The sequence below is a fragment of the Oceanisphaera sp. genome (assembly GCF_048268965.1).
In the GTDB taxonomy this organism is placed as follows: Bacteria; Pseudomonadota; Gammaproteobacteria; order Enterobacterales; family Aeromonadaceae; genus Oceanimonas.
Genome location: NZ_JBLWUK010000024.1, coordinates 15,206 through 35,758 on the forward strand (window position 1 = coordinate 15,206; position 20,553 = coordinate 35,758).

19 protein-coding genes are annotated in these 20,553 nt (G+C 57.4%); 8 read left to right on the top strand and 11 right to left on the bottom strand.

The annotated features are described in order from the left end of the window. Positions 1 to 2: 2 nt before the first annotated feature. The 6 genes from rlmH to leuS all read right to left on the bottom strand — a co-directional run bounded on the left by rlmH (position 3) and on the right by leuS (position 5,974). Entirely contained in the window at positions 3 to 473 is a 471-nt protein-coding gene (rlmH, locus tag ACN0VL_RS11265; RefSeq protein WP_188628337.1) for a 23S rRNA (pseudouridine(1915)-N(3))-methyltransferase RlmH, read from the bottom strand. Beyond that, positions 473 to 814, bottom strand: a complete 342-nt coding sequence (gene rsfS / locus ACN0VL_RS11270; RefSeq protein ID WP_417617405.1) for a ribosome silencing factor — start codon at positions 812 to 814, stop codon at positions 473 to 475. The genes rlmH and rsfS overlap by 1 nt, the downstream gene beginning before the upstream one ends. Positions 815 to 847: 33 nt before the next feature. Continuing rightward, complete coding sequence (nadD, locus tag ACN0VL_RS11275; protein WP_417617407.1) at positions 848 to 1,495, bottom strand: nicotinate-nucleotide adenylyltransferase; 648 nt, start codon at positions 1,493 to 1,495, stop codon at positions 848 to 850. 300 nt (positions 1,496 to 1,795) lie between these two features. Further along, positions 1,796 to 2,818 carry a DNA polymerase III subunit delta gene (holA, locus tag ACN0VL_RS11280; protein WP_417617409.1) on the bottom strand — a complete coding sequence of 341 codons (1,023 nt, stop codon included), beginning with the start codon at positions 2,816 to 2,818 and terminating at the stop codon, positions 1,796 to 1,798. Next, positions 2,818 to 3,303 carry an LPS assembly lipoprotein LptE gene (gene lptE / locus ACN0VL_RS11285; RefSeq protein WP_417617411.1) on the bottom strand — a complete coding sequence of 162 codons (486 nt, stop codon included), beginning with the start codon at positions 3,301 to 3,303 and terminating at the stop codon, positions 2,818 to 2,820. Before lptE ends, holA begins: the two co-directional genes overlap by 1 nt. Before the next feature lie 88 nt (positions 3,304 to 3,391). Continuing rightward, on the bottom strand, positions 3,392 to 5,974 hold the full coding sequence (gene leuS, locus ACN0VL_RS11290; protein ID WP_417617413.1) for a leucine--tRNA ligase: 2,583 nt from the start codon (positions 5,972 to 5,974) through the stop codon (positions 3,392 to 3,394). A 125-nt stretch (positions 5,975 to 6,099) separates the two neighbouring features. On the opposite strand from leuS, the gene ACN0VL_RS11295 reads away from it, so the two are divergent. After that, a complete protein-coding gene (locus ACN0VL_RS11295) occupies positions 6,100 to 6,585 on the top strand; it encodes a zinc ribbon-containing protein (protein ID WP_417617415.1) in 486 nt (161 codons plus the stop codon). Between the two features lie 99 nt (positions 6,586 to 6,684). Here ACN0VL_RS11295 and lnt read toward each other — a convergent pair whose 3' ends face one another. The 5 genes from lnt to miaB form a co-directional block, all read right to left on the bottom strand. After that, a complete protein-coding gene (lnt, locus tag ACN0VL_RS11300) occupies positions 6,685 to 8,241 on the bottom strand; it encodes an apolipoprotein N-acyltransferase (RefSeq protein ID WP_417617417.1) in 1,557 nt (518 codons plus the stop codon). A 2-nt stretch (positions 8,242 to 8,243) separates the two neighbouring features. Beyond that, complete coding sequence (gene corC, locus ACN0VL_RS11305; protein ID WP_417617420.1) at positions 8,244 to 9,125, bottom strand: CNNM family magnesium/cobalt transport protein CorC; 882 nt, start codon at positions 9,123 to 9,125, stop codon at positions 8,244 to 8,246. A 9-nt stretch (positions 9,126 to 9,134) separates the two neighbouring features. Next, a complete protein-coding gene (ybeY, locus tag ACN0VL_RS11310; protein ID WP_417617422.1) occupies positions 9,135 to 9,599 on the bottom strand; it encodes an rRNA maturation RNase YbeY in 465 nt (154 codons plus the stop codon). Further along, a complete protein-coding gene (locus tag ACN0VL_RS11315) occupies positions 9,596 to 10,627 on the bottom strand; it encodes a PhoH family protein (RefSeq protein ID WP_417617424.1) in 1,032 nt (343 codons plus the stop codon). The genes ybeY and ACN0VL_RS11315 overlap by 4 nt, the downstream gene beginning before the upstream one ends. Positions 10,628 to 10,747: 120 nt before the next feature. After that, on the bottom strand, positions 10,748 to 12,178 hold the full coding sequence (gene miaB, locus ACN0VL_RS11320) for a tRNA (N6-isopentenyl adenosine(37)-C2)-methylthiotransferase MiaB (protein ID WP_417617426.1): 1,431 nt from the start codon (positions 12,176 to 12,178) through the stop codon (positions 10,748 to 10,750). A gap of 172 nt (positions 12,179 to 12,350) precedes the next feature. On the opposite strand from miaB, the gene ACN0VL_RS11325 reads away from it, so the two are divergent. From ACN0VL_RS11325 to bamB, 7 genes are all read left to right on the top strand, one after another. Continuing rightward, entirely contained in the window at positions 12,351 to 13,520 is a 1,170-nt protein-coding gene (locus ACN0VL_RS11325; protein ID WP_417617428.1) for an FAD-dependent monooxygenase, read from the top strand. A gap of 244 nt (positions 13,521 to 13,764) precedes the next feature. Next, positions 13,765 to 14,886 (top strand): bifunctional tRNA (adenosine(37)-C2)-methyltransferase TrmG/ribosomal RNA large subunit methyltransferase RlmN, encoded by a 1,122-nt coding sequence (locus ACN0VL_RS11330; protein WP_417617430.1) that lies wholly within the window; start codon positions 13,765 to 13,767, stop codon positions 14,884 to 14,886. A 403-nt stretch (positions 14,887 to 15,289) separates the two neighbouring features. Continuing rightward, the gene (locus ACN0VL_RS11335; RefSeq protein WP_417617432.1) at positions 15,290 to 16,210 is read left to right on the top strand and encodes a RodZ domain-containing protein; all 921 of its coding nucleotides are present in this window, start codon (positions 15,290 to 15,292) and stop codon (positions 16,208 to 16,210) included. A gap of 18 nt (positions 16,211 to 16,228) precedes the next feature. Next, on the top strand, positions 16,229 to 17,347 hold the full coding sequence (ispG, locus tag ACN0VL_RS11340) for a flavodoxin-dependent (E)-4-hydroxy-3-methylbut-2-enyl-diphosphate synthase (RefSeq protein ID WP_417617434.1): 1,119 nt from the start codon (positions 16,229 to 16,231) through the stop codon (positions 17,345 to 17,347). A gap of 78 nt (positions 17,348 to 17,425) precedes the next feature. Continuing rightward, entirely contained in the window at positions 17,426 to 18,700 is a 1,275-nt protein-coding gene (gene hisS, locus ACN0VL_RS11345) for a histidine--tRNA ligase (protein ID WP_417617436.1), read from the top strand. Next, positions 18,701 to 19,345 (top strand): YfgM family protein, encoded by a 645-nt coding sequence (locus tag ACN0VL_RS11350; RefSeq protein WP_417617437.1) that lies wholly within the window; start codon positions 18,701 to 18,703, stop codon positions 19,343 to 19,345. It begins immediately after the preceding gene. Between the two features lie 2 nt (positions 19,346 to 19,347). Beyond that, a complete protein-coding gene (bamB, locus tag ACN0VL_RS11355) occupies positions 19,348 to 20,517 on the top strand; it encodes an outer membrane protein assembly factor BamB (protein WP_417617439.1) in 1,170 nt (389 codons plus the stop codon). The last annotated feature ends 36 nt before the right edge of the window (positions 20,518 to 20,553 follow it).

A 20,553-nucleotide genomic window follows, 5' to 3' on the forward strand; every position in this document is an offset into this window, starting at 1 on the left:
GATTATTCCCGGTGGTAAGGATGGTTGTTATTGATGCTCCAGGCACGGTACAGGCTTTCTGCTGCCACGACACGCACCAGCGGGTGTGGCAGCGTCAGTGGCGACAAAGACCAGGATTGCTCGGCTGCCGCCTTACAGGCCGGGGCCAGGCCTTCGGGGCCACCAATTAAAATGGCCACATCCCGGCCGTCCAGCTGCCAGCGAGTCAACTCGGTGGCCAGCTGGGGCGTGGTCCAGGGACGGCCGGGAATATCAAGCGTAACCAGACGGGCCGATTTGGACACGGCCGCCAGCATTTGCTCCCCTTCGCGCTGCAAAATGCGCTCTATATCGGCATTTTTACCGCGTTTTCCCGCCGATATTTCTATCAGCTCCAGGGGTAAATCCCGGGGGAAGCGTCGTTGATATTCCTGAAAGCCGGTAGTGACCCAGGCGGGCATTTTGGTGCCCACAGCCACCAGTTGCAGCTTCATCAGGCCGAGGCTCCAACAGCGGTGCCGCCCCAGAGTTTTTCCAGCTGGTAGAAGTCGCGGGTTTCTTCCTGCATCACATGGATGATGACGTCGCCCAGATCGACCAGTACCCACTCGCCGGCGTCTTTACCCTGCAGGCTGAGAAAGTTCAGGCCTGCATGGCGGGCTTCGGCGGCGACGCTTTCGGCAATGGCGTTAACATGGCGGCTGGAGTTGCCGGAGCACACTATCATGCAGTCGGTAATGGTCGACTTGCCGGTAACGTCCAGCACTTGTATATCACGGGCTTTGCTGTCGTCGAGCTTGTCGACGATAAAGGCGTACAGTTCTTGACCTTGCAAGGGGGGCTCTCCTCAATAAAAAATGACGGCAGATTATAACACGGGCGATTGATAGAGTCCCTTTTCTCGAATGTAGTCCGCGACCGGTTCAGGCAACAGATATTGCGGATTGTTCCCCTGCTGGATGTGATGGCGGATCTGTGTGGAGGAGATATCCAGCTCCGGGTTGTCGAACAGGTAGATGCAACCGGCCAGACGACGCTGTAATTGCTCGCTGTCCCGAGTGCCGCGAGCCTGGTACAGCGCGCTGATGGTCGGGTTGAACTGAGGCTGCCAGCCGGGCCTGTGGCTGACCACCAGGTGCGCGTACTCCAGCAGCTCCTGCCAGCGGTGCCAGCGATCCAGGCTACACAGAGAGTCCATGCCCATCAAAAAACATAACGGCGTATCCGGCAGCTCTCGGCGCAATTCAATCAGGGTTTCCACCGTATAAGAGGGGCGATCCCGCTTCAGCTCGCGGGCATCGACCGTGAGCCCCGGGGTTTGTGCAGCTGCCAGCCGTACCATGGCCAGCCGATGCGCGGGGGCGCTGTCGGGGCTGGCCCTGTGAGGGGGAATATAATTGGGCAGCAGACGCACCTCGGCCAGCTCCAGTTGCTCCAGCAGCTGAATGGCCGGGCGCAAGTGACCGATATGCACAGGGTCAAAGGTGCCACCCAGCAGGCCAATGGCTTTTTTCATTGCACAGATCCTACGTTAACAGTGAAGGGTGAAGAGGAAAGGCTCAACACTAAAAACATTCTCGCCACGGAATCCACGGAACCCACAGAAAAATTAAGATGAGATAAGAGCAAAAAATTATTGGGTTACGATTTTATACATCACACCGCTTTCCTGACTCAGGTCAGGATCCGTGGTGATGATATTGTAGGGTCCAATTCATTGGACCAAAAGCCATAGCACAGTTCAAAAAAGGCGGTTGAACTCGCCCCTCACCCCTCACCCCTCACCCCTCACCCCTCACATCTCACATCTAACCCATCACGGCTCTATCACCATTAACCGCTCGTCGAGAAAGCCGACACAAATACTGTACAGCCAGCGCCAGGCTTCATCGTCATCAAAGGCGGCCACGGCCCGGTCGGCGGCGGCGAGCATGGTTTGCAGTTGCTGCAGTTTTGCCAGTGGTACCCGTGCCAGTGCCGACTGCATCAGGCTCTGACGGCTGGACCACACATGCAGGCTGGCGGCCAGCTGCTGAAACGACTGCCCGCTTTGCACGCCCAGCTGTAACTGCTGCAGGGTGCTCAGCTCTCGGGCCAGCAGGTGACACAGCATGCCGGCTTCTATGCCTTCCTGGCGTAGCTGCAACAAAATGCGGCAGGCGCGTTTAACCTTGCCCTGCAGCAAGGGATCGAACAGCTGAAACGGGTTGAACTGATGGTGAGGCTGCACCAGCCGTTGCAAGCGCTGCAGCGTTAAGGGCTGCGGCAGCTTCTGCAATGCCAGCTTTTCTATTTCCCCGTTCACCGCCAGCAGATTGCCTTCAAAGGCATAGGCCAGCCATTGCAGGGCTTCGGGCTCGGCGCTCAGGCCATGTTGTTGCAGGCGCTGAGCCAGCCAGCGGCCAAAGTGCCGGGCATCGGGCGTCACCACGGGGATCACCGGGCCGGCGGCAGATAATGCCTTGAACCAGGCGCCTTTTTGCTGTTGCTGATTCAGCTTGGGGCCGGTGATCAGCAAGAGTAAATCCGGGTGACATTGCTTGAGTAATTCGCGCAGCCGCTCCGAGGCGGTTTTATCCAGTTTTTCGGGCAGGTGCAGCTCGATAATCTGCCGTTGACTGAACAGGCTCAGGGTTTGGCTGGCAGAGAATATCTCGTCCCAGTCCAGCCCAGAGTCGGCATCGAAGCGTTGGCGGTCGTCAAACCCCTGTGCTCTTGCCGCCTGGCGCAGGGCGTCCAGCGCTTCCTGCTTTAACAGCGGCTCTTCACCATAAATAAAATAGCAGGGAGCCAGCCCTGCCTGCAGGTGTTTTGCCAGTTGTTCGGGGTACAGACGCATTAGAAGGAAAGTCGATTGAGCTGACGCACGATTTGCTCGGCGGCTTCATGTTCCATTTGCTCGCGCAGCTGAAACTGCTCACGGCTGGAGGCCAGTGCCTGAGCCGACTTGTCAAGAAAGCTGCGGTTGAAGGTAACGTTGAATACCTGACGAGGCTGGTCCGGCATATCCAGGGTAAAACGGGTGCCAAAGCGGGTCGCGTATTCCAGTGCATCGGCGCGGTTGTTGACCGAGGCCACGCTGTTGCTCTGGCCCAGGCCGGAGATGGTCAGCACGGGCGTCAGCGCACTGGGCTCGACCAGTTGGGCTCCGGCCCGTTGTAACCGGGCAGACACCAGACGATAGAACTGGCTTTTGTCGTCGCCCACCAGGGCTAAACGTTGCAGCTCGGGAGCCAGGTTGTCGCCCCCCCTAAGCTGAAAGCCACAACCGACCAACAGCAGGGTGAGCAATACCAGTACGCCAGCTTTTATTCGAGTGAGCATGAAAACTCCTTTAAATGTCGAAGTGAGGGGCGAAGCGTGAGGAGTGAGGTGTAATCCCTCACGCCTGACTCCTCACCCCTCACGTTTCTTAGTTAGCGACTATGTTCAGCAGCTTGCCGGGCACATAAATAACCTTGCGTACGGTTTTGCCATCGAGGTGACGCGCCACGTTTTCGTCCGCTTGCGCGGTGGCGTCCACTTCATCCTTGCTGGCATCGGCGGGCACGGTTATTTTACCTCTGACCTTGCCGTTCACCTGTACTACCACCAGCTTTTCGTCTTCCACCAGGGCCTGGGCGTCGACCACAGGCCAGGGGGCATGGTCGATATCGCTATGACCCAGCGCCTGCCAGAGTTCAACACAGGTATGCGGTATGATGGGGTGCAGCATCACTGTGATGGCTTCCAGGGCTTCTTGCAGCAGGGCACGGTTTTGCGCATCCGCCATGTCGGCCTTGGTCAGCTTGTTCATCAGCTCCATCACGGCGGCAATGGCGGTGTTGAAGGTTTGACGACGGCCTATGTCATCACTCACCTTGTTGATGGTTTTGTGCACGTCACGGCGCAGCGCCTTTTGCGCGTTGTTCAAGCCGCTCACATCCAAGGCGGCAGCCGGGCCGTGAGACTGATGCTCAAACACCAGACGCCACAAGCGTTTAATAAAGCGTTGTGCGCCTTCTACACCGGAGTCGGACCATTCCAGCGTCATGTCCGCCGGAGAGGCAAACATCATGAACAGACGGACCGTATCGGCACCGTACTTGTCGATCATCACCTGAGGATCGATGCCGTTGTTCTTGGACTTCGACATCTTGGTCATGCCGGTGTGCACCAGCTCATGGCCGTCTTTGTCCTGGGCACTTTTCACGCGGCCTTTCTCGTCGCGCTCCAGGGTGACATCCAGCGGGCTGACCCAGGTGCGGGCACCTTTCTCGTCGGTGTGGTAGAAGGCGTCGGCCAGGACCATGCCCTGACACAACAGGCGCTTGAAGGGCTCGTCGGACTCGACCAGACCGGTGTCGCGCAGCAGCTTGTGGAAGAAACGCGCATACAGCAGATGCATACAGGCGTGCTCTATGCCACCAATATACTGGTCGACGGGCAGCCAGTAGTTGGCTTTTTCCGGATCCAGCATGCCCTGATCGTAATCCGGGCTGCAGTAGCGGGCGTAGTACCAGGACGACTCCATGAAGGTGTCGAAGGTGTCGGTTTCACGCAGCGCCGGCTGGCCGTTGTAGGTGGTTTTGGCCCACTCGGGATCGGCCTTGATCGGGCTTTGAATGCCGTCCATCACCACGTCTTCCGGCAGTACTACCGGCAAGTCTGCTTCGGGTACGCCGACTACTGAGCCGTCTTCCAGGTTGAGCATGGGAATGGGCGCGCCCCAGTAACGCTGGCGGCTCACACCCCAGTCACGCAGGCGATAGTTAACGGTGCGCTCGCCGAGCTTGTTCTCGATCAGCTTGTCGGCAATGGCATTAAACGCCTGCTCGAAGTTCATGCCGTCGAACTCGCCGGAGTTGAACAGTATGCCTGGCTCGGTATAGGCCTCGCTGCTGATATCCAGTTCGCTGCCGTCGGCGGGCTTGATCACGGGGGTGATCTCCAGGCCGTACTGGCTGGCAAATTCGTAGTCACGCTGATCGTGGGCCGGTACCGCCATTACGGCGCCGGAGCCGTAATCCATCAACACGAAGTTGGCAACCCAGATGGGAACCTGTTTGCCGGTCAGCGGGTGCACGGCGTAAAAGCCGGTGGCCATGCCTTTCTTGTCCATGGTGGCCATGTCGGCCTCGGCCACTTTATTGTTGTGCTTGCACTCGTCGATAAAGGCGGCCAGTGCCGGATTATCGGCAGCGGCTTTGGCGGCCAATGGGTGACCGGCGGCAATCCCCACATAGGTCACCCCAAACAGGGTGTCGGGGCGGGTGGTATAGACGTCGAACAACTGGTCCTGCTCGGCAACGGCAAAGCTCAGGGTCACGCCTTCGCTGCGGCCAATCCAGTTACGCTGCATGGCTTTAACCTGCTCGGGCCATTCGTCCAGGTTATCCAGATCGCGCAGCAGCTCGTCGGCGTAGTCGGTGATCTTGATAAACCACTGGGGAATCTCTTTACGTTCAACCGGGGTATCACAACGCCAGCAGCAGCCTTCGTTCACCTGCTCGTTGGCCAGTACGGTTTCGTCGTTGGGGCACCAGTTAACCGATGAGGTCTTCTTGTATACCAGCCCCTTTTCGTACAACTTGGTAAAAAACCATTGCTCCCAGCGGTAATACTCGGGGGTACAGGTGGCAAACTCCCGGTCCCAGTCGTAACCAAAACCCAGGCGCTTGAGCTGGTTTTTCATGTAGTCGATGTTTTCGTAGGTCCAGGGCGCCGGCGCCGTCTTGTTATTGATGGCGGCGTTCTCGGCAGGCAGGCCAAAGGCGTCCCAACCTATGGGTTGCAACACATTTTTACCTTGCAGCCGTTGATAGCGAGAGATAACGTCACCTATGGTGTAGTTACGTACATGCCCCATGTGCAGTCGGCCCGAAGGGTAAGGAAACATGGATAGGCAATAGAACTTGTCTTTACCCGGCTGTTCGGTGGCCTTGAAGGTCTGCTGTTCTGCCCACAAGCGTTGCACCTTGGGCTCTATATCTTGGGGAATGTATTGCTCTTGCATTAGTGACATCCGGATCTGTGAAATGGGTGATAAACCACGGCGATAAATCGCAATAGAATACCCTAGGGGGCGAAAGGCAACAATAGCTACCCCTTTGGTGCTCACTATCATAGGGGAGATCGAGCATGGATAACCACGATCACAAAAAGAAAAAAGGCTACGACGCTTTCGTTGACGAGCTGCACAAACGCTGGAAAGAAAGCGAAGACACCAGCATTAAAGAGCTGGTTGAAACCACGCAAGCCTATATGGAAGCGGCCAGTGACCTGACCAAAGACGAGCTGGCGCTGATTGCAGAATATGTAAAACGGGATCTGGTGGAGCTGGAAGACAGCGGCGATGAATTTCGGGACAGCCTGTTTTATCGGCGCATTAAGGCGACTATCTGGGGCTGGCTGGCTGACATTACCGATAAAAGCCAGCTGGAGTGGCACGAGCTGGCCACGGAATTAACCCACCACGGCGAGTATCAGGCCGGTGAAGTCGTCGGCCCCGGCCGCTACGACTGCACCCTGTGCGCCCACTCCCACGAGGTCACCCACCCGGAGGTATTAACCACCTGCCTGGAGTGCAACCACCGCAACTTCATCCGCCGACCTTTGGCGGTTTGAGTAATAGCCGTACGCTATACGCCGTACGTTAGAGCAAAAACACCGAATCGATAAGACTCGGTGTTTTTTCGTACAGCGTATAACGTTTAACGTACGGCGTTAACTTCTTGCCTTCATCCGCAGGTTTTCTTTTGCTGCCAGCTGTTGCTGGCGCCCGCGATGTTGCCGTTGGCCCAGAATGACACCCACCAGAACGCTGAACACCAGCCAGACGGCCAAAGGCGTGCTGCCAAAGCGCGCATAGGGGGTCAGGCCGGTCATGCCGGTGACCTCGGTACTGAGTACGCCGGGTTCAAACTGCGGCAGACTGTCGACGATGCGGCCTTTTTCATCGGTCACCAGGGTCACGCCGTTATTGGTGGCCCGGATCAGCGGCCGCCCCAGTTCGAGGGCGCGCATGCGCGCAATCTGCTGATGTTGCCAGGGGCCGATCGACTGACCGAACCAGGTATCGTTCGACAAGGTCAGCAAATAGTCGGTGTCGGGCTTCATGTTGCTGCGCACCAGACTGGGAAATGCCACTTCATAGCAGATAGCCACGCTCAGGTTGCGGCCAGCGGCGTTCAGATCCGGCTGGCCGGCCTCGCCACGGGAGAAAGAGGACATTGGCAGGTCGAAGAAGGGCGCCAGTGGTCGCAACAAGTCGCCAAAGGGAACAAACTCGCCCACCGGCACCAGTTGTTGCTTGTAATAGCGATTGCTGTGTTCCAGCTCGTAAGGAATGGCATTACGGCCCAGGGTGATCACGGAGTTATAGACATCCCCCGAACTGGGCTGCGACACCAGCCCGGTGATCAGACTCTGGTTGCGCTCGCGCATCAGCAGGTCGACTTGCTGCAGCCAGGGCGCCAGCTGTTGCTCGGAGGCGGGCAGGGCAGACTCGGGCCAGATCACCACATCGACCTGGCGCTGGGGCAGGGTCAGGCCCAGGTAGCGCTCCAGGCTTAATTCAAGCTGGCCCGGAACCCACTTCAGCGACTGTTCGATATTGCCCTGAATCAAGGCAAAGCGGCTGGTCTGGGTGGGCGTCACCCAGTGTATAAAGCCGCTGCCGAACGCCGCCGCCCATAATATGATGGCGGCAAACCCCGGCCACCAGGACCAGCCGGGGCGGCGCCGTACCACCAGCCAGAGGGCACCTGCCGAAAACGTCAGCAACCAGCTGATGCCCTGCACCCCGAGAATGGGGGCCAGGCCGGCCAGCGGACCTTCCAGCTGGCTGTACCCGAACCATAACCAGGGAAAGCCGGTGAGAACCCAGCCGCGCAGCCAGTCGGCCAGTATCAGCAGAGCAGGCAGCACCAGCAAGGCCCGCCAGCGAGGGGTGGGAGCCAGTCGTTGTGCCAGCCCGACCGCCGCCGCGGTATACAGGCTGAGGTAGGCGGCCAGCAGCGCGACCAGTAAAAAGGCGGCCAGCAAGGGCAGGCCGCCAAACAGAGTCATGCTGTTGTGGATCCACCACAAGCCGGGCAGATAGAGTCCCATCGCCCAGATAAAGCCGCGTCTGGCTGCCTGTCCGGGAGTCAGCTTCTGGGTCACGGCATACAGGCCGAACAGAGACAGAATCGCCAATGGCCAGTAATCGAACGGACTGAAGGCTAAAACGCCAAGAGCCCCGCTCAGCAGGGCCCCAAGGCTAGGTAGATAATGGCGCACGTTTATATGGTTTCCGAAGTGGAGGTTTCCTGATTGTTCGGTAGCTTAACCTGTAACTGCAGCAAACGTCGACGATCGGCGTGGGCCACCTTGAAAATAAAGCCGTTGATTTCAAGCTGCTCGCCCTTGGCGGGCAAGTGGCCAAAGGCATGCATCACCAGGCCGCCCACGGTATCGGCTTCTTCATCGCTGAAGTCGGTTTGAAAGAACTCGTTAAAGTCTTCGATATCGGTGAGTGCGGCCACCGCATATACCCGCGACGTAATCTGACGGATTTCGGCACTTTCTTCGGCATCGTATTCATCTTCAATGTCGCCAACGATCAGCTCCAGAATATCCTCTATGGTCACCAGGCCCGAAACACCACCAAATTCATCGACCACTATGGCCATGTGGTAACGTTGCTGACGAAACTCTTTGAGCAGCTTGTCGACACGCTTGCTTTCGGGTACCACCACGGCGGGGCGCAATACCTTGTCGATAGAGAAGTCTTCATCGGTGAGGGCGAAGCCGTACTGCAGCAAATCCTTGGCCAGCAGTATGCCCTCTATGTGATCCTTGTCTTCGTTCACGACCGGAAAACGCGAGTGGGTCGACTCTATGATCATGGGCAGAAAATAAGAAACCGGTTGGGACTTTTCGACCGTGACCATTTGCGAGCGAGGGATCATGATGTCCCGTACTCGCAATTCGCTGACATCGAGCACTCCTTCAATCATGTCTTTGGTGTCTTGATCGATCAGCTCGCGCTGACTGGCATCCATGATCACTTCCACCAGTTCTTCACGGTTCTTCGGTTCGCCCTGAAAAAGCTGCCCCAGCTTCTCGAGCCAGTTTTTCTTGCTGGACGAACCGTTTTCTGAGTTCGAATTATCGTCGCTCATTGATCTTGTTTAACCTTCATCATCTAGATAGGGATTGTCCATGCCGAGTGTTGCCAGGATGGCAATTTCTCTGGCTTCCATAATTTCGGCTTCATCATCCTTAATATGGTCGAAGCCGAGTAAATGCAAGCAGCCATGTACCACCATGTGGGCCCAGTGGGCTTCCAGGGGTTTATGTTGTTCGTTTGCTTCGCGCTCTACGACCTGGCGACAGATAACCAGGTCGCCCAGTAGCGGTAACGCTATGCCCGGGGGAGCTTCGAAGGGAAACGACAGCACATTGGTCGGTTTGTCCTGGCCGCGATAATCATAGTTAAGTTCGCGGCTTTCGGCCTCGTCAACCAGGCGTATGGTCAGTTCGGTTTCATCCCGTTCATTGCCCAGAGTGGCGACGAGCCAGCTTTCCAGCTGCTGCTGGTCGGGCAGGCCGGGGGCGTCATCACAGGCAATTTGCAGATCCAGCCACAAGGTCATGATGGGTTCTCGCTGCTGTTTTGAAGTTGCTTCTGCTGGGTATCGAAGGCTTCATAGGCGCGGACGATGCGTGCCACCACCGGGTGGCGCACCACATCTTCGGCACGAAAGAAATCAAAGGACAGCCCTTCAACACCGCTCAAAACCTCAATGGCGTGCCGCAAGCCCGACTTGGCATTACGCGGTAAGTCGATCTGGGTAATGTCGCCGGTGATCACCGCCCGGGAGTTAAAGCCGATACGGGTCAGAAACATCTTCATCTGCTCGACCGTGGTGTTCTGGCTTTCGTCGAGAATGATAAAGGCATCGTTCAGGGTGCGGCCACGCATATAGGCCAGGGGGGCCACCTCAATCACGTTGCGCTCGATCAGCTTTTCAACCCGCTCGAAACCCAGCATCTCGAACAGGGCGTCGTACAGGGGGCGCAGGTAGGGGTCGACCTTCTGGCTTAAATCGCCGGGCAAAAAGCCCAGTTTTTCGCCGGCCTCTACCGCCGGACGCGTCAGCAGAATTCGGCGTACTTCCTGGCGTTCCAGGGCATCCACCGCCGCCGCCACCGCCAGATAGGTCTTACCGGTACCGGCCGGACCTATGCCAAAGGTGATGTCGTGGCTAAGGATGTGGGCCACATAATGAGCCTGGTTGGGCGTACGGGGCTTGATCAGACCCCGCTTGGTCTTGATCACCACTTCCTTGCCGTACTGATAGCCCACATGGGGCTGGGCGTCCTGTTCGAGCACCCGGCTGCCCTTGATGGCCAGGTGAATGTCATCCGGGGTGATATCAGGCACAGCCTGGCCGCGCACCGACTGGGTTTCCACATAGAGATGCTGCAGCAAGTCGGCACCGACCTTGACCAGATTGGTGGGGCCGACCAGTTTGAAATGCTGATTGTGGTAATTGATTTCTATTCCGAGGCGGCGCTCCAGCTGTTTGATGTTGTCATCAAACGGGCCACAGAGGCTGGCCAGACGTTGACCATCGGCGGGCTGTAGTTCAAGTTCCAGAGTAGTGACGGCAGGTGTCAAAATAACTCCTATTGTTGGTTATTAATTACAGGTGAGGAGTAAATGGCGAGGCGACAGGGCTCACCCTTAGCGACGCACGCTTTACTCCTCACACTTTACGCCTTGTACCTCACCGGTGAATCAAGGGGTAAAGGTGGCCACACCTACTTCGTCGGCGACGCCATCGGGTCGACGGACCAGTATGCTCTTGGGCGACACTTGTACGCGCAGGCCCATTTCCTCTTCGCCGCGCAAGAATTTACCACGCAGGCTGTTGGGCATGGCTTCGGTGATTTCCACGTCGGCAAAGCCGCCAATCAGCGAATGCGGACCTTCAAAATTCACCACCCGGTTATTTTCGGTACGGCCACGCAGTTCCATCGGGTTCATCTTCGAGGGACCTTCTACCAGAATACGCTGTGTGGTGCCCATCATCTGCCGGCTGATCAGCTGCGCCTGATTGTTGATCTGGGTTTGCAGGCGATAGAGACGTTCTTTTTTCTCTTCCAGCGGTACATCGTCCGGCAGGTCGGCGGCCGGCGTTCCGGGGCGGGCGCTGAAAATAAAGCTGAAGCTCATGTCAAAGCCCACATCTTCTATCAGCTTCATGGTGCGTTCGAAGTCGTCGGCATCTTCGCCGGGGAAACCGATGATGAAGTCGGAGCTGATGGTAATGTCCGGGCGAGCCGCGCGCAGCTTGCGGATCTTGGACTTGTATTCCAGAGCGGTGTGCGGGCGCTTCATCAGCGTTAATATGCGGTCCGAGCCACTTTGTACCGGCAGGTGCAGGAAGCTGACCAGCTCGGGCGTGTCCTTGTAGACCTCTATGATATCGTCGGTAAACTCGATCGGGTGGCTGGTGGTATAGCGAATGCGGTCGATGCCATCGATGGACGCGACCAGGCGCAGCAGCTCGGCAAAGCTGCAGATTTCATCGTCATGAGTGGCACCGCGATAGCCGTTGACGTTCTGGCCCAGCAGGTTCACTTCTCGTACGCCCTGATCGGCCAGCTGGGCGATTTCATACAGCACATCGTCCAGCGGGCGACTGACTTCTTCGCCACGGGTATAGGGCACCACACAAAAAGAGCAGTACTTGGAGCAACCTTCCATGATGGACACGAAGGCGGTCGCTCCCTCGGCACGGGGTTCGGGCAAGTTGTCGAACTTTTCAATTTCGGGAAAAGCCACATCCACCTGAGCGCCGTTGCCTTCCAGCACGGATTTGATCATGGTTGGCAGTCGGTGCAGGGTTTGCGGACCAAATACCAGATCGACGAAGGGCGCACGGGCACGAATGGCATCGCCTTCTTGAGACGCCACGCAACCGCCCACGCCGATCACCAGTTTCGGGTTGGCGACTTTCAGTGGCCGCCAGCGCCCAAGCTGGTGAAACACTTTCTCTTGTGCTTTCTCGCGAATGGAACAGGTATTGAGCAATAGCACGTCGGCTTGCTCGGGGTCTTCGGTCAGCTCGTAGCCATGGGTGGCGTCCAGCAGATCGGCCATCTTGGATGAATCGTATTCATTCATCTGACAGCCCCAGGTTTTAATATGAAGTTTTTTGCTCATGGCACTCTTTAAATCACGGCAAGGGGACATGGGATCAGGTGTTGGATTCTACTCTCTTAAAGCGCCAGTGACCAGATAATATCCAGATTGCCGACCGGGTTAACAACAACAGATTCTCGCCGAAATAGCGCACCATTTGCGGTAGAATGGTCGAAAAATCGCGAGGTTAGCCATGGAACATTGTGATATTGCTATTGTAGGCGGCGGTATGGTCGGCGCCCTGGCTGCGGCCTTGCTGGCGCCAACGGGCCTGAATATTCGAGTGATAGAGGCCAGAGCGCCCGAGGCGTTTGCCGCCGAACAGGCCCCCGATCTGCGGGTGTCGGCGCTGAGTGCCGCCTCGGTGCGCCTGTTGCAACAAGCGGAGGCCTGGCCGCATATTCTGGCCATGCGGGCCTGGCCCTATCAACGCCTGGAAGCCTGTGAGTGGCAGGGGTTTCATACCCGGTTTGATGCCGGGGAGCTGGGAAGCGACTATCTGGGCTACATGATTGAAAACCGCATTATTCAATCCGGTTTGTGGCAGGCGTTGGCGCTGTGGCCCAATGTACGGCTCGACTGCCCCAACGGCTTGAATGCCTTGCAGCAAACCGATGCCGGTGCCGAGCTGACCCTGACCGAGGGGCAGCGTTTGCAGGCCAGGCTGGTGCTGGCCTGTGACGGTGGCGAGTCACTCACGCGCCAGTTGGCCGGCATTGGTGTCACGGCCTGGGATTACGACCAGCACTGCATGTTGATCGGAATAGAAGCCGACGATCTGGAGTCGGACACCACCTGGCAGCATTTTACGGCCAGCGGCCCCCGGGCATTTTTGCCCATGGGACCACGGCAGGGTTCTTTGGTCTGGTATGACCAAAAGGCTCGTATTAAAGCGCTGACGGCGCTGGACAATACCGCTCTGGCCGAACAGGTCAAGGCACACTTTCCCCCGCGGATGAGCAACCTTTCGGTGTTGAACAAAGGCAGCTTCGCGCTGCGCCGTCGTCACGCCAACCAGTATGTAAAGGGGGCCGTGGTGCTGCTGGGCGATGCGGCCCACACCATTAACCCGCTGGCGGGGCAGGGGGTCAACCTGGGCTTCAAGGATGTGGCGCGTTTAAGCGAGCTGATCCACCAGGGGCTTGAGGCCAGACTGGACTTTGCCGCTCCCGAGCGTCTGGCCCGTTATCAGCGCAGTCGTCGGCCCGACAACCTGCTGATGCAGACGGCCATGGATCTCTGTTATCACACCTTCAGCAATAACCATCTGCCGCTCAAGGTATTACGCAACCTGGGCCTGAAAGCCGCCGAGCACAGCGGACCGCTGAAGAAACGCGTCATGAAATATGCGATGGGGCTGTGAACAGGGCGTGGGGTGTGAAGAAAATCGTAAGGCGTAAGGCGTAAGGCGTAAGGCGTAAGGCGTAAGGCGTAAGGCGTAAGGCGTAAGGCGTAAGGCGTAAGGCGTAAAGCATGAAGGGAAAAACATGCCCCGTGCTGACGACTTATAGCCAGCGGCTTGCATAGTATTGCTGGCAAGCGATCGCTAAATTCTGTACAATTTCGCGCCCTTGTGGGCTCTGGTCAGTAAGCGTGAGGCAACCGAAATGAGTGAAACTAAAGTAAACCTGCTGGATCTGGATCGTGACGGCATGCGAGCCTTCTTTAACGAGATGGGCGAAAAACCGTTCCGTGCCGATCAGGTGATGAAATGGATCTATCACTTCGGTTGTGACGACTTTGAGCAGATGACCAACATCAACAAGGTGTTGCGTGCCAAGTTGCAGCAAAAAGCGGAGATCCGCGCCCCCGACATTACCGTCGAGAAAATATCGGACGATGGCACCATCAAATGGGCCATGCAGGTGGGCGACCAGGAAGTAGAAACCGTTTATATTCCCGACGGCGACCGTGCCACCCTGTGTGTCTCTTCTCAGGTAGGCTGTGCGCTGGACTGTAAATTCTGCTCCACGGCGCAGCAGGGCTTTAACCGTAACCTCAAGGTGTCGGAAATAATTGGCCAGGTATGGCGAGCCGCCAGTCGGGTCGGCTTTGTCCGTGACTCTGGCCGCAAACCCATTACCAATGTGGTGATGATGGGCATGGGGGAGCCGCTGCTTAACCTGAACAATGTCGTACCGGCCATGCGCCTGATGCTGGAAGACTTCGGTTTCGGGCTGTCGAAGCGTCGCGTGACCCTGTCTACGTCCGGTGTGGTGCCGGCACTGGATAAAATGGGCGACATGATTGACGTGGCACTGGCGGTCTCGCTCCATGCGCCAAATGACGAGCTGCGCTCCCGCATCATGCCGATCAACGACAAATACAACATCGCCACCCTGCTCGAGAGCGTGCGCAACTACATCTCCAAGTCCAATGCCAATAACGGCAAGGTGACCATAGAGTATGTATTGCTCGATCATGTGAACGACGATATGCAGCATGCCCACGAGCTGGCCGAATTATTGAAAGACCTGCCTTGCAAGATCAACCTGATCCCGTTCAATCCCTTCCCGGGCAACGATTATGGAAAGCCGAGCAACAGCCGTATCGATCGCTTTAACAAGGTACTGATGCAATACGGTAATACGGTCACTATTCGCAAAACCCGAGGCGACGACATCGATGCCGCCTGTGGCCAGCTGGTGGGCGATGTCATCGATCGCACCAAGCGCACCATGAAAAAACGGATGATGCAGGAACAAAATATCTCCGTCACCATGGTTTAAGAGCCAATTGAGTTAAACAAAGAAATGTGAGCCTTTGTTTGTTGTCACCCAGCGTTGAGGGCGTGATGATAAGGCAACCAGATTGTCGAGCGAGTGCCATACTCTTTATGGCAGCTGACGTCCGGTTAGCCCAAGGCGACATTTTCGTGATGTGCCGGAACGTTTTGGCGAACTGGCTGTCAGGGTTTAGAAGGCAGTGGTGTCACCTGACAATGTTAACGATAATGGGCATGTGCTGGAGCATGCTGCCTGTTATCACCAGCGGCACACACCCAGCCACAACGTTTATGGTTAACAGTGCGTACGGCAGCAACATCAGGTCATGAGGACCAGGCTAAACAGGCCGGTGTTAACCCGATACGCTTATTCCCAGATTCAGAACAGGCTAGGCGATTGTTATTAAATGAGTATAAATGAAGCAGATTCACAGCCACAGGCTGAACCCCTAGTTACGTCTGGGCCTGGTGCCCTGTTGCGTAAAAGCCGTGAAGCCAAAGGCTGGACTCAGGCCGAGGTCGCCCGCAGGCTCAACCTGCGCGTAGCGGTTATCGAGGCTATCGATAACGATCATCACAAGGCCGGGGTTGCACTCACCTTTTTACGAGGCTACGTGAAAGCCTATGCCAAGGTGGTGGGAGTACCCGAAGCTCAGGCGGTCGCGGCATTCGATGCCATGAGCGTTGCGCAAGCCCCCACCGATATCCCCATGAAAAGCTTCTCGAAAAAGACCCGCCAGCAAGCGAGTGACAAATGGCTGAAACGCATCAGCTGGCTGGTATTCACGGGTCTGGTGGCCTCACTGGTTTACTGGTGGTGGCAGGATGGTGGTGCCCAGCAAATGGGCCACGACCTGGCGCCGATCAGCGAACAAGGCGCGCCGCTGGAAGATACCCTGGCACAGCCCGAGCCGTCACCGGCGTTAAGCCAGGAATCCGGCGAGTTGGCGCCGTTGGAACCCATGCCGGCTCCCATCGCCAATGAGGATGCCAATATAGCACCAATTGAAAGCGACAGTGTCGAGCCGGCTCTGGCAGCCGAGCCTGAGCCACAGCCCGAGCCCGCTCCCGAGCCAGTCGCCAACCCCCGCTTACTGACCATGAGCTTTACCGATGATTGCTGGATAAAAGTGACCGACAGTCGTGGCCAGGTGCTCAGTGAGGGCTTGAAGAAGGCCCAGCAGACGCTCTCCCTCGAAGGCGAACCTCCGTTTCGCCTGATCCTGGGCGTGCCTGGTGCCGCCAGCGTCGAGTACATGAACCAAAAGGTGGACTTGTCCTCCTTTAGCGCCGGTCGGGCCGCCCGACTGACAGTTCCAAAAACCTGATTAAAGCAAGAGTAAATAATGTCCTTACATGACTCTCCCATCGTTCGTCGTCAATCCAAACAAATCCGCGTTGGTTCCGTGCTGGTAGGAGGCGATGCCCCCATCAGTGTACAGACCATGACCAATACGCTGACGACCGATGTCGAGGCGACGCTGGCCCAGATCCGGGCGGTAGAGAAAGCGGGGGCCGACATAGTGCGGGTCTCGGTTCCTACCATGGAAGCGGCAGAAGCCTTCAAGCTGATTCGCGCCGGTACCCGCATGCCGCTGGTCGCCGACATTCATTTTGATTATCGTATTGCCCTGCAGGTGGCCGAATACGGTGCCGACTGCCTGCGCATCAACCCGGGCAACATAGGCCGGGAAGACCGGGTGCGTGCCGTGGTCGATTGCGCACGCGATAAGGGCATTCCCATTCGTATTGGTGTGAATGGCGGCTCGCTGGAAAAGGATCTGCAGGAAAAGTACGGTGAACCCACGCCGGCCGCCCTGGTGGAGTCGGCGCTGCGACACGTCGATATTCTCGACCGGCTGAACTTTGACCAGTTCAAGGTCAGCGTCAAGGCGTCCGATGTGTTTCTGGCAGTCGGTGCCTATCGAGAGCTGGCTCGCCAGATTGAGCAGCCTCTGCACCTGGGCATTACCGAAGCCGGTGGCTTTCGCGCCGGGGCGGTTAAATCTGCCATTGGTCTGGGTATGCTGTTGGCCGAGGGCATTGGTGACACACTGCGTATTTCTCTGGCCGCCGATCCGGTAGAAGAAATCAAAGTGGGCTTCGATATTCTCAAATCGTTGCGCATTCGCTCCCGCGGCATCAACTTTATCGCCTGTCCCTCCTGCTCGCGTCAGGAGTTCGATGTGATCAGCACGGTCAACGAGCTGGAAAGCCGTCTTGAAGATATCGTGGTGCCCATGGACGTGTCCATTATTGGCTGTGTGGTCAATGGCCCCGGCGAAGCGCTGATCTCCGATCTGGGACTGGCCGGCGCCCAGCGCAAGAGTGCACTGTACGATGACGGCGAGCGCGTGGGCAGGCTGGATAACCTCACTCTGGTCGACACGCTGGAAAGCCGCATTCGCGCCAAGGTGGCCATGATGGACCCCAAGGCCCGCATTCCGGTGCAGGACAAAGACTGATACCGGGTCTTGATGCCATTCGTGTTAGGCAGTAAGCCTTACTGATTATTTTAAGCCGTTAAACATAGAGATATTTTCGTGGCCAAACAGATTCAAGCAATTCGTGGAATGAATGACTGCCTGCCGGAACAGACTCCGGCCTGGCAACAAGCCGAAGCGGTATTACGCAACCTGATGCAGGGCTATGGCTATGCCGAGGTGCGGATGCCGATCATGGAATCGACCGGCCTGTTTCGGCGCGCCATCGGCGAAGTGACCGATGTGGTCGAAAAAGAGATGTACAGTTTTGATGATCGCAATGGCGACAGCATGACCCTGCGCCCCGAAGGCACCGCCGGTTGTGTGCGTGCCGGCATCGAGCATGGCCTGCTGTACAATCAGGAACGCCGTATGTGGTACATGGGCCCCATGTTTCGCTACGAGCGCCCGCAAAAAGGCCGTTATCGCCAGTTTCATCAGTTTGGGGTAGAGGTGTTTGGCCTGCAGGGCCCGGACATCGACGCCGAGCTGATCATGCTGACCGCCCGGTTATGGCGCCAGCTGGGAGTGAGCGAACATCTTACCCTGCAGCTGAACAGCCTGGGCCAGCCCGAAGAGCGCGCCGAGTACCGTCAGGCACTCATCACTTATCTGGAGCAGTATCACGACCAGCTGGATGAAGACAGCCAGCGCCGTTTGTATACCAATCCGTTGCGGGTACTCGACAGCAAAAATCCCCAGGTACAGGCCCTGCTGCAGGATGCTCCGGTGCTGAGTGATTACTTTGGCGAGCAAACCCGGGCGCACTTTACCGGCCTGACTGACTTGCTGACGGCGGCGGGCATCGCCTTCGAAATCAACCCGCGCCTGGTACGGGGCCTGGACTACTACAACCTGACGGTCTTCGAGTGGGTCACCGACAGCCTGGGTGCCCAGGGTACCGTCTGTGGCGGTGGTCGTTACGATGGTCTGGTAGAACAGTTGGGTGGCCAGGCCACGCCTGCCGTGGGTTTTGCCATGGGTATGGAGCGACTGGTACTGCTGCTGGAAACCCTCGACAAGGTAGCAGCTCAGCCGGCCCTGGCAGATGTGTATATTGCCATGATGGGTGAAGCCAGCCAGGTGGCGGGGTTTGCGCTTGCCGAACAGCTGCGTGATCAGGTACCCGGCTTGAGCGTCATGAGTCACTGTGGTGGCGGTAATTTCAAGAAACAGCTGAAGCGGGCCGACAAGAGCGGTGCCGGCATGGCGCTGATCCTGGGCGAAGACGAGATCGCCCGGGGTGAGGTGACGGTTAAATATTTACGTGGTCAGGGCGAGCAACAGACTCTGGCAATTAATGACATGATTGAACAGCTGAAAAAGGTGGTCTGAGTGGAATTTAATAGCACGGAAGAACAGCAGATAGAAACGCTCAAACGCTGGTGGGCCGAGTATGGCAAGTCGATATTGCTGGGGGCCGTGATTGGTCTGGGTGGTCTGTTTGGCTGGCGTTATTATCAGGATCATCAGTTGGAAACCCGCGCCGCCGGTGCCGAGCACTTTGCTGCCATTAGCAGCGATCTGGTGAGCAAGGGCCCCGATGCCTTTGCTGCTGCCGCAGATTTTGTCGAGCAGAACAAGGGTAATAATTATGGTGAGCTGGCCGCACTACTGCTGGCGGCTGAAGCGGTAAAAGCCAACCAGTTGCCGCTGGCGCAGCAGCAGCTGGAGCTGGCACTCGAAGGCAGCAAAGACGTGACCCTGAGCGATACCATTCGCCTGCGTCTGGCTCGGGTGCTGCTGGCACAGGACAAGACAGACGAAGCCCAGACTCACCTGAACAATATTAGTGCCGATGCCTTTGCCGCTCAGCGCAGTGAAGTTCAGGGTGATTTATACATGGCCCAGGACAAGCAGGGGGATGCGAGGGACGCGTATCGCGCCGCCCGGGATGCAGGAGGGTTAACCGATAATCCGAGCCTGCGACTGAAGCTGGATAATCTGGCCATCACCACCGAAGTGGGTAAGGAAGCATGAGCATGCGCAAACAATGGTCCTTGTTACCCCTGGTGCTGGCGCTGGGCTTGAGCGCCTGCTCCAGTCCGTCGGACCTGGTTCAGGTGAGCCCCTTACCCGATGTCGATGATACCCTGAATGCCAAAGCGCGCTGGTCGGCCACTGTGGGTAAGGGCGTCGGCGACTTTTACTCTCAATTGACACCGGTTGTCGAAGGGGAGCGTATTTTTGCCGCGTCGCGGGACGGGGTACTGGCTGCCTATGATCGCAACAGCGGCAAGCGCCAGTGGCTGCAGCGTCTGGATAAACTGGCTATCAATGACAATCAGCGCAGCCCCCGTATTTCCGGCGGTTTGACCGCGGCTTATGGCAACCTGTATTTTGGCTCCGAAAACGGCCTGGTGTATGCGGTTGCCCAGTCTGACGGTGAGCTGCTGTGGACCCGGGAAGTCCCCGGAGAAGTGCTGGCCGCTCCTGCCGTCGACGAGGGCAAGGTGGTGGTACACACCAGTGCCGGCAATCTGGTGGCTCTGGACTCGACCAGTGGCGAGCTGCAATGGCAGCTGCGTAATGAACAGCCCAGCCTGACCCTGCGCAGCATGGCCACTCCGGTAACCGTGGGCGGCGCCGTGCTCTATGGCCGGGCCGACGGGCGTCTTGGGGTGGCCTTGTTGCAAAATGGCCAGCCGGTGCGAGATACCCGTATTGCCAGCCCTCGTGGGGCGACCGAGCTGGAGCGCATGGTGGATGTAGCCGCCAAACCGGTGATTTTGGGCGATATTCTCTTCACTATCGCTTATAATGGTCAGCTAACTGCTCATCAGTTGATTTCGGGGCAAGAATTGTGGAAGCGCCAGTACCAGGGCTCTCAGGATCTGAGTACCGACGGACGCCTGCTCTATATCAGCGATAGCCGCAGCCATTTGTTTGCGGTGGATGCGCGCAGTGGTATGGAAGTATGGTCGAATACCGAGCTGGAAAATCGTCAGCTAACCGCGTCGGCGGTGTTCGGTGATTATCTGGTGGCAGGTGATGCACAAGGTTATCTGTATTGGTTCGACCGCCAGAGTGGCGTGCTTGAATCACTGCAGCGCATCGACAGCAAAGGGTTGTATATAGCGCCTTTGGTGGTTGGCGATACGCTTTATGTGCAAAGCCGTAGCGGCGATCTGGTGGCCATAGGCCAGCCCTGATCCCGGCATAAGTACACCACCGGCTCCTGATCCACG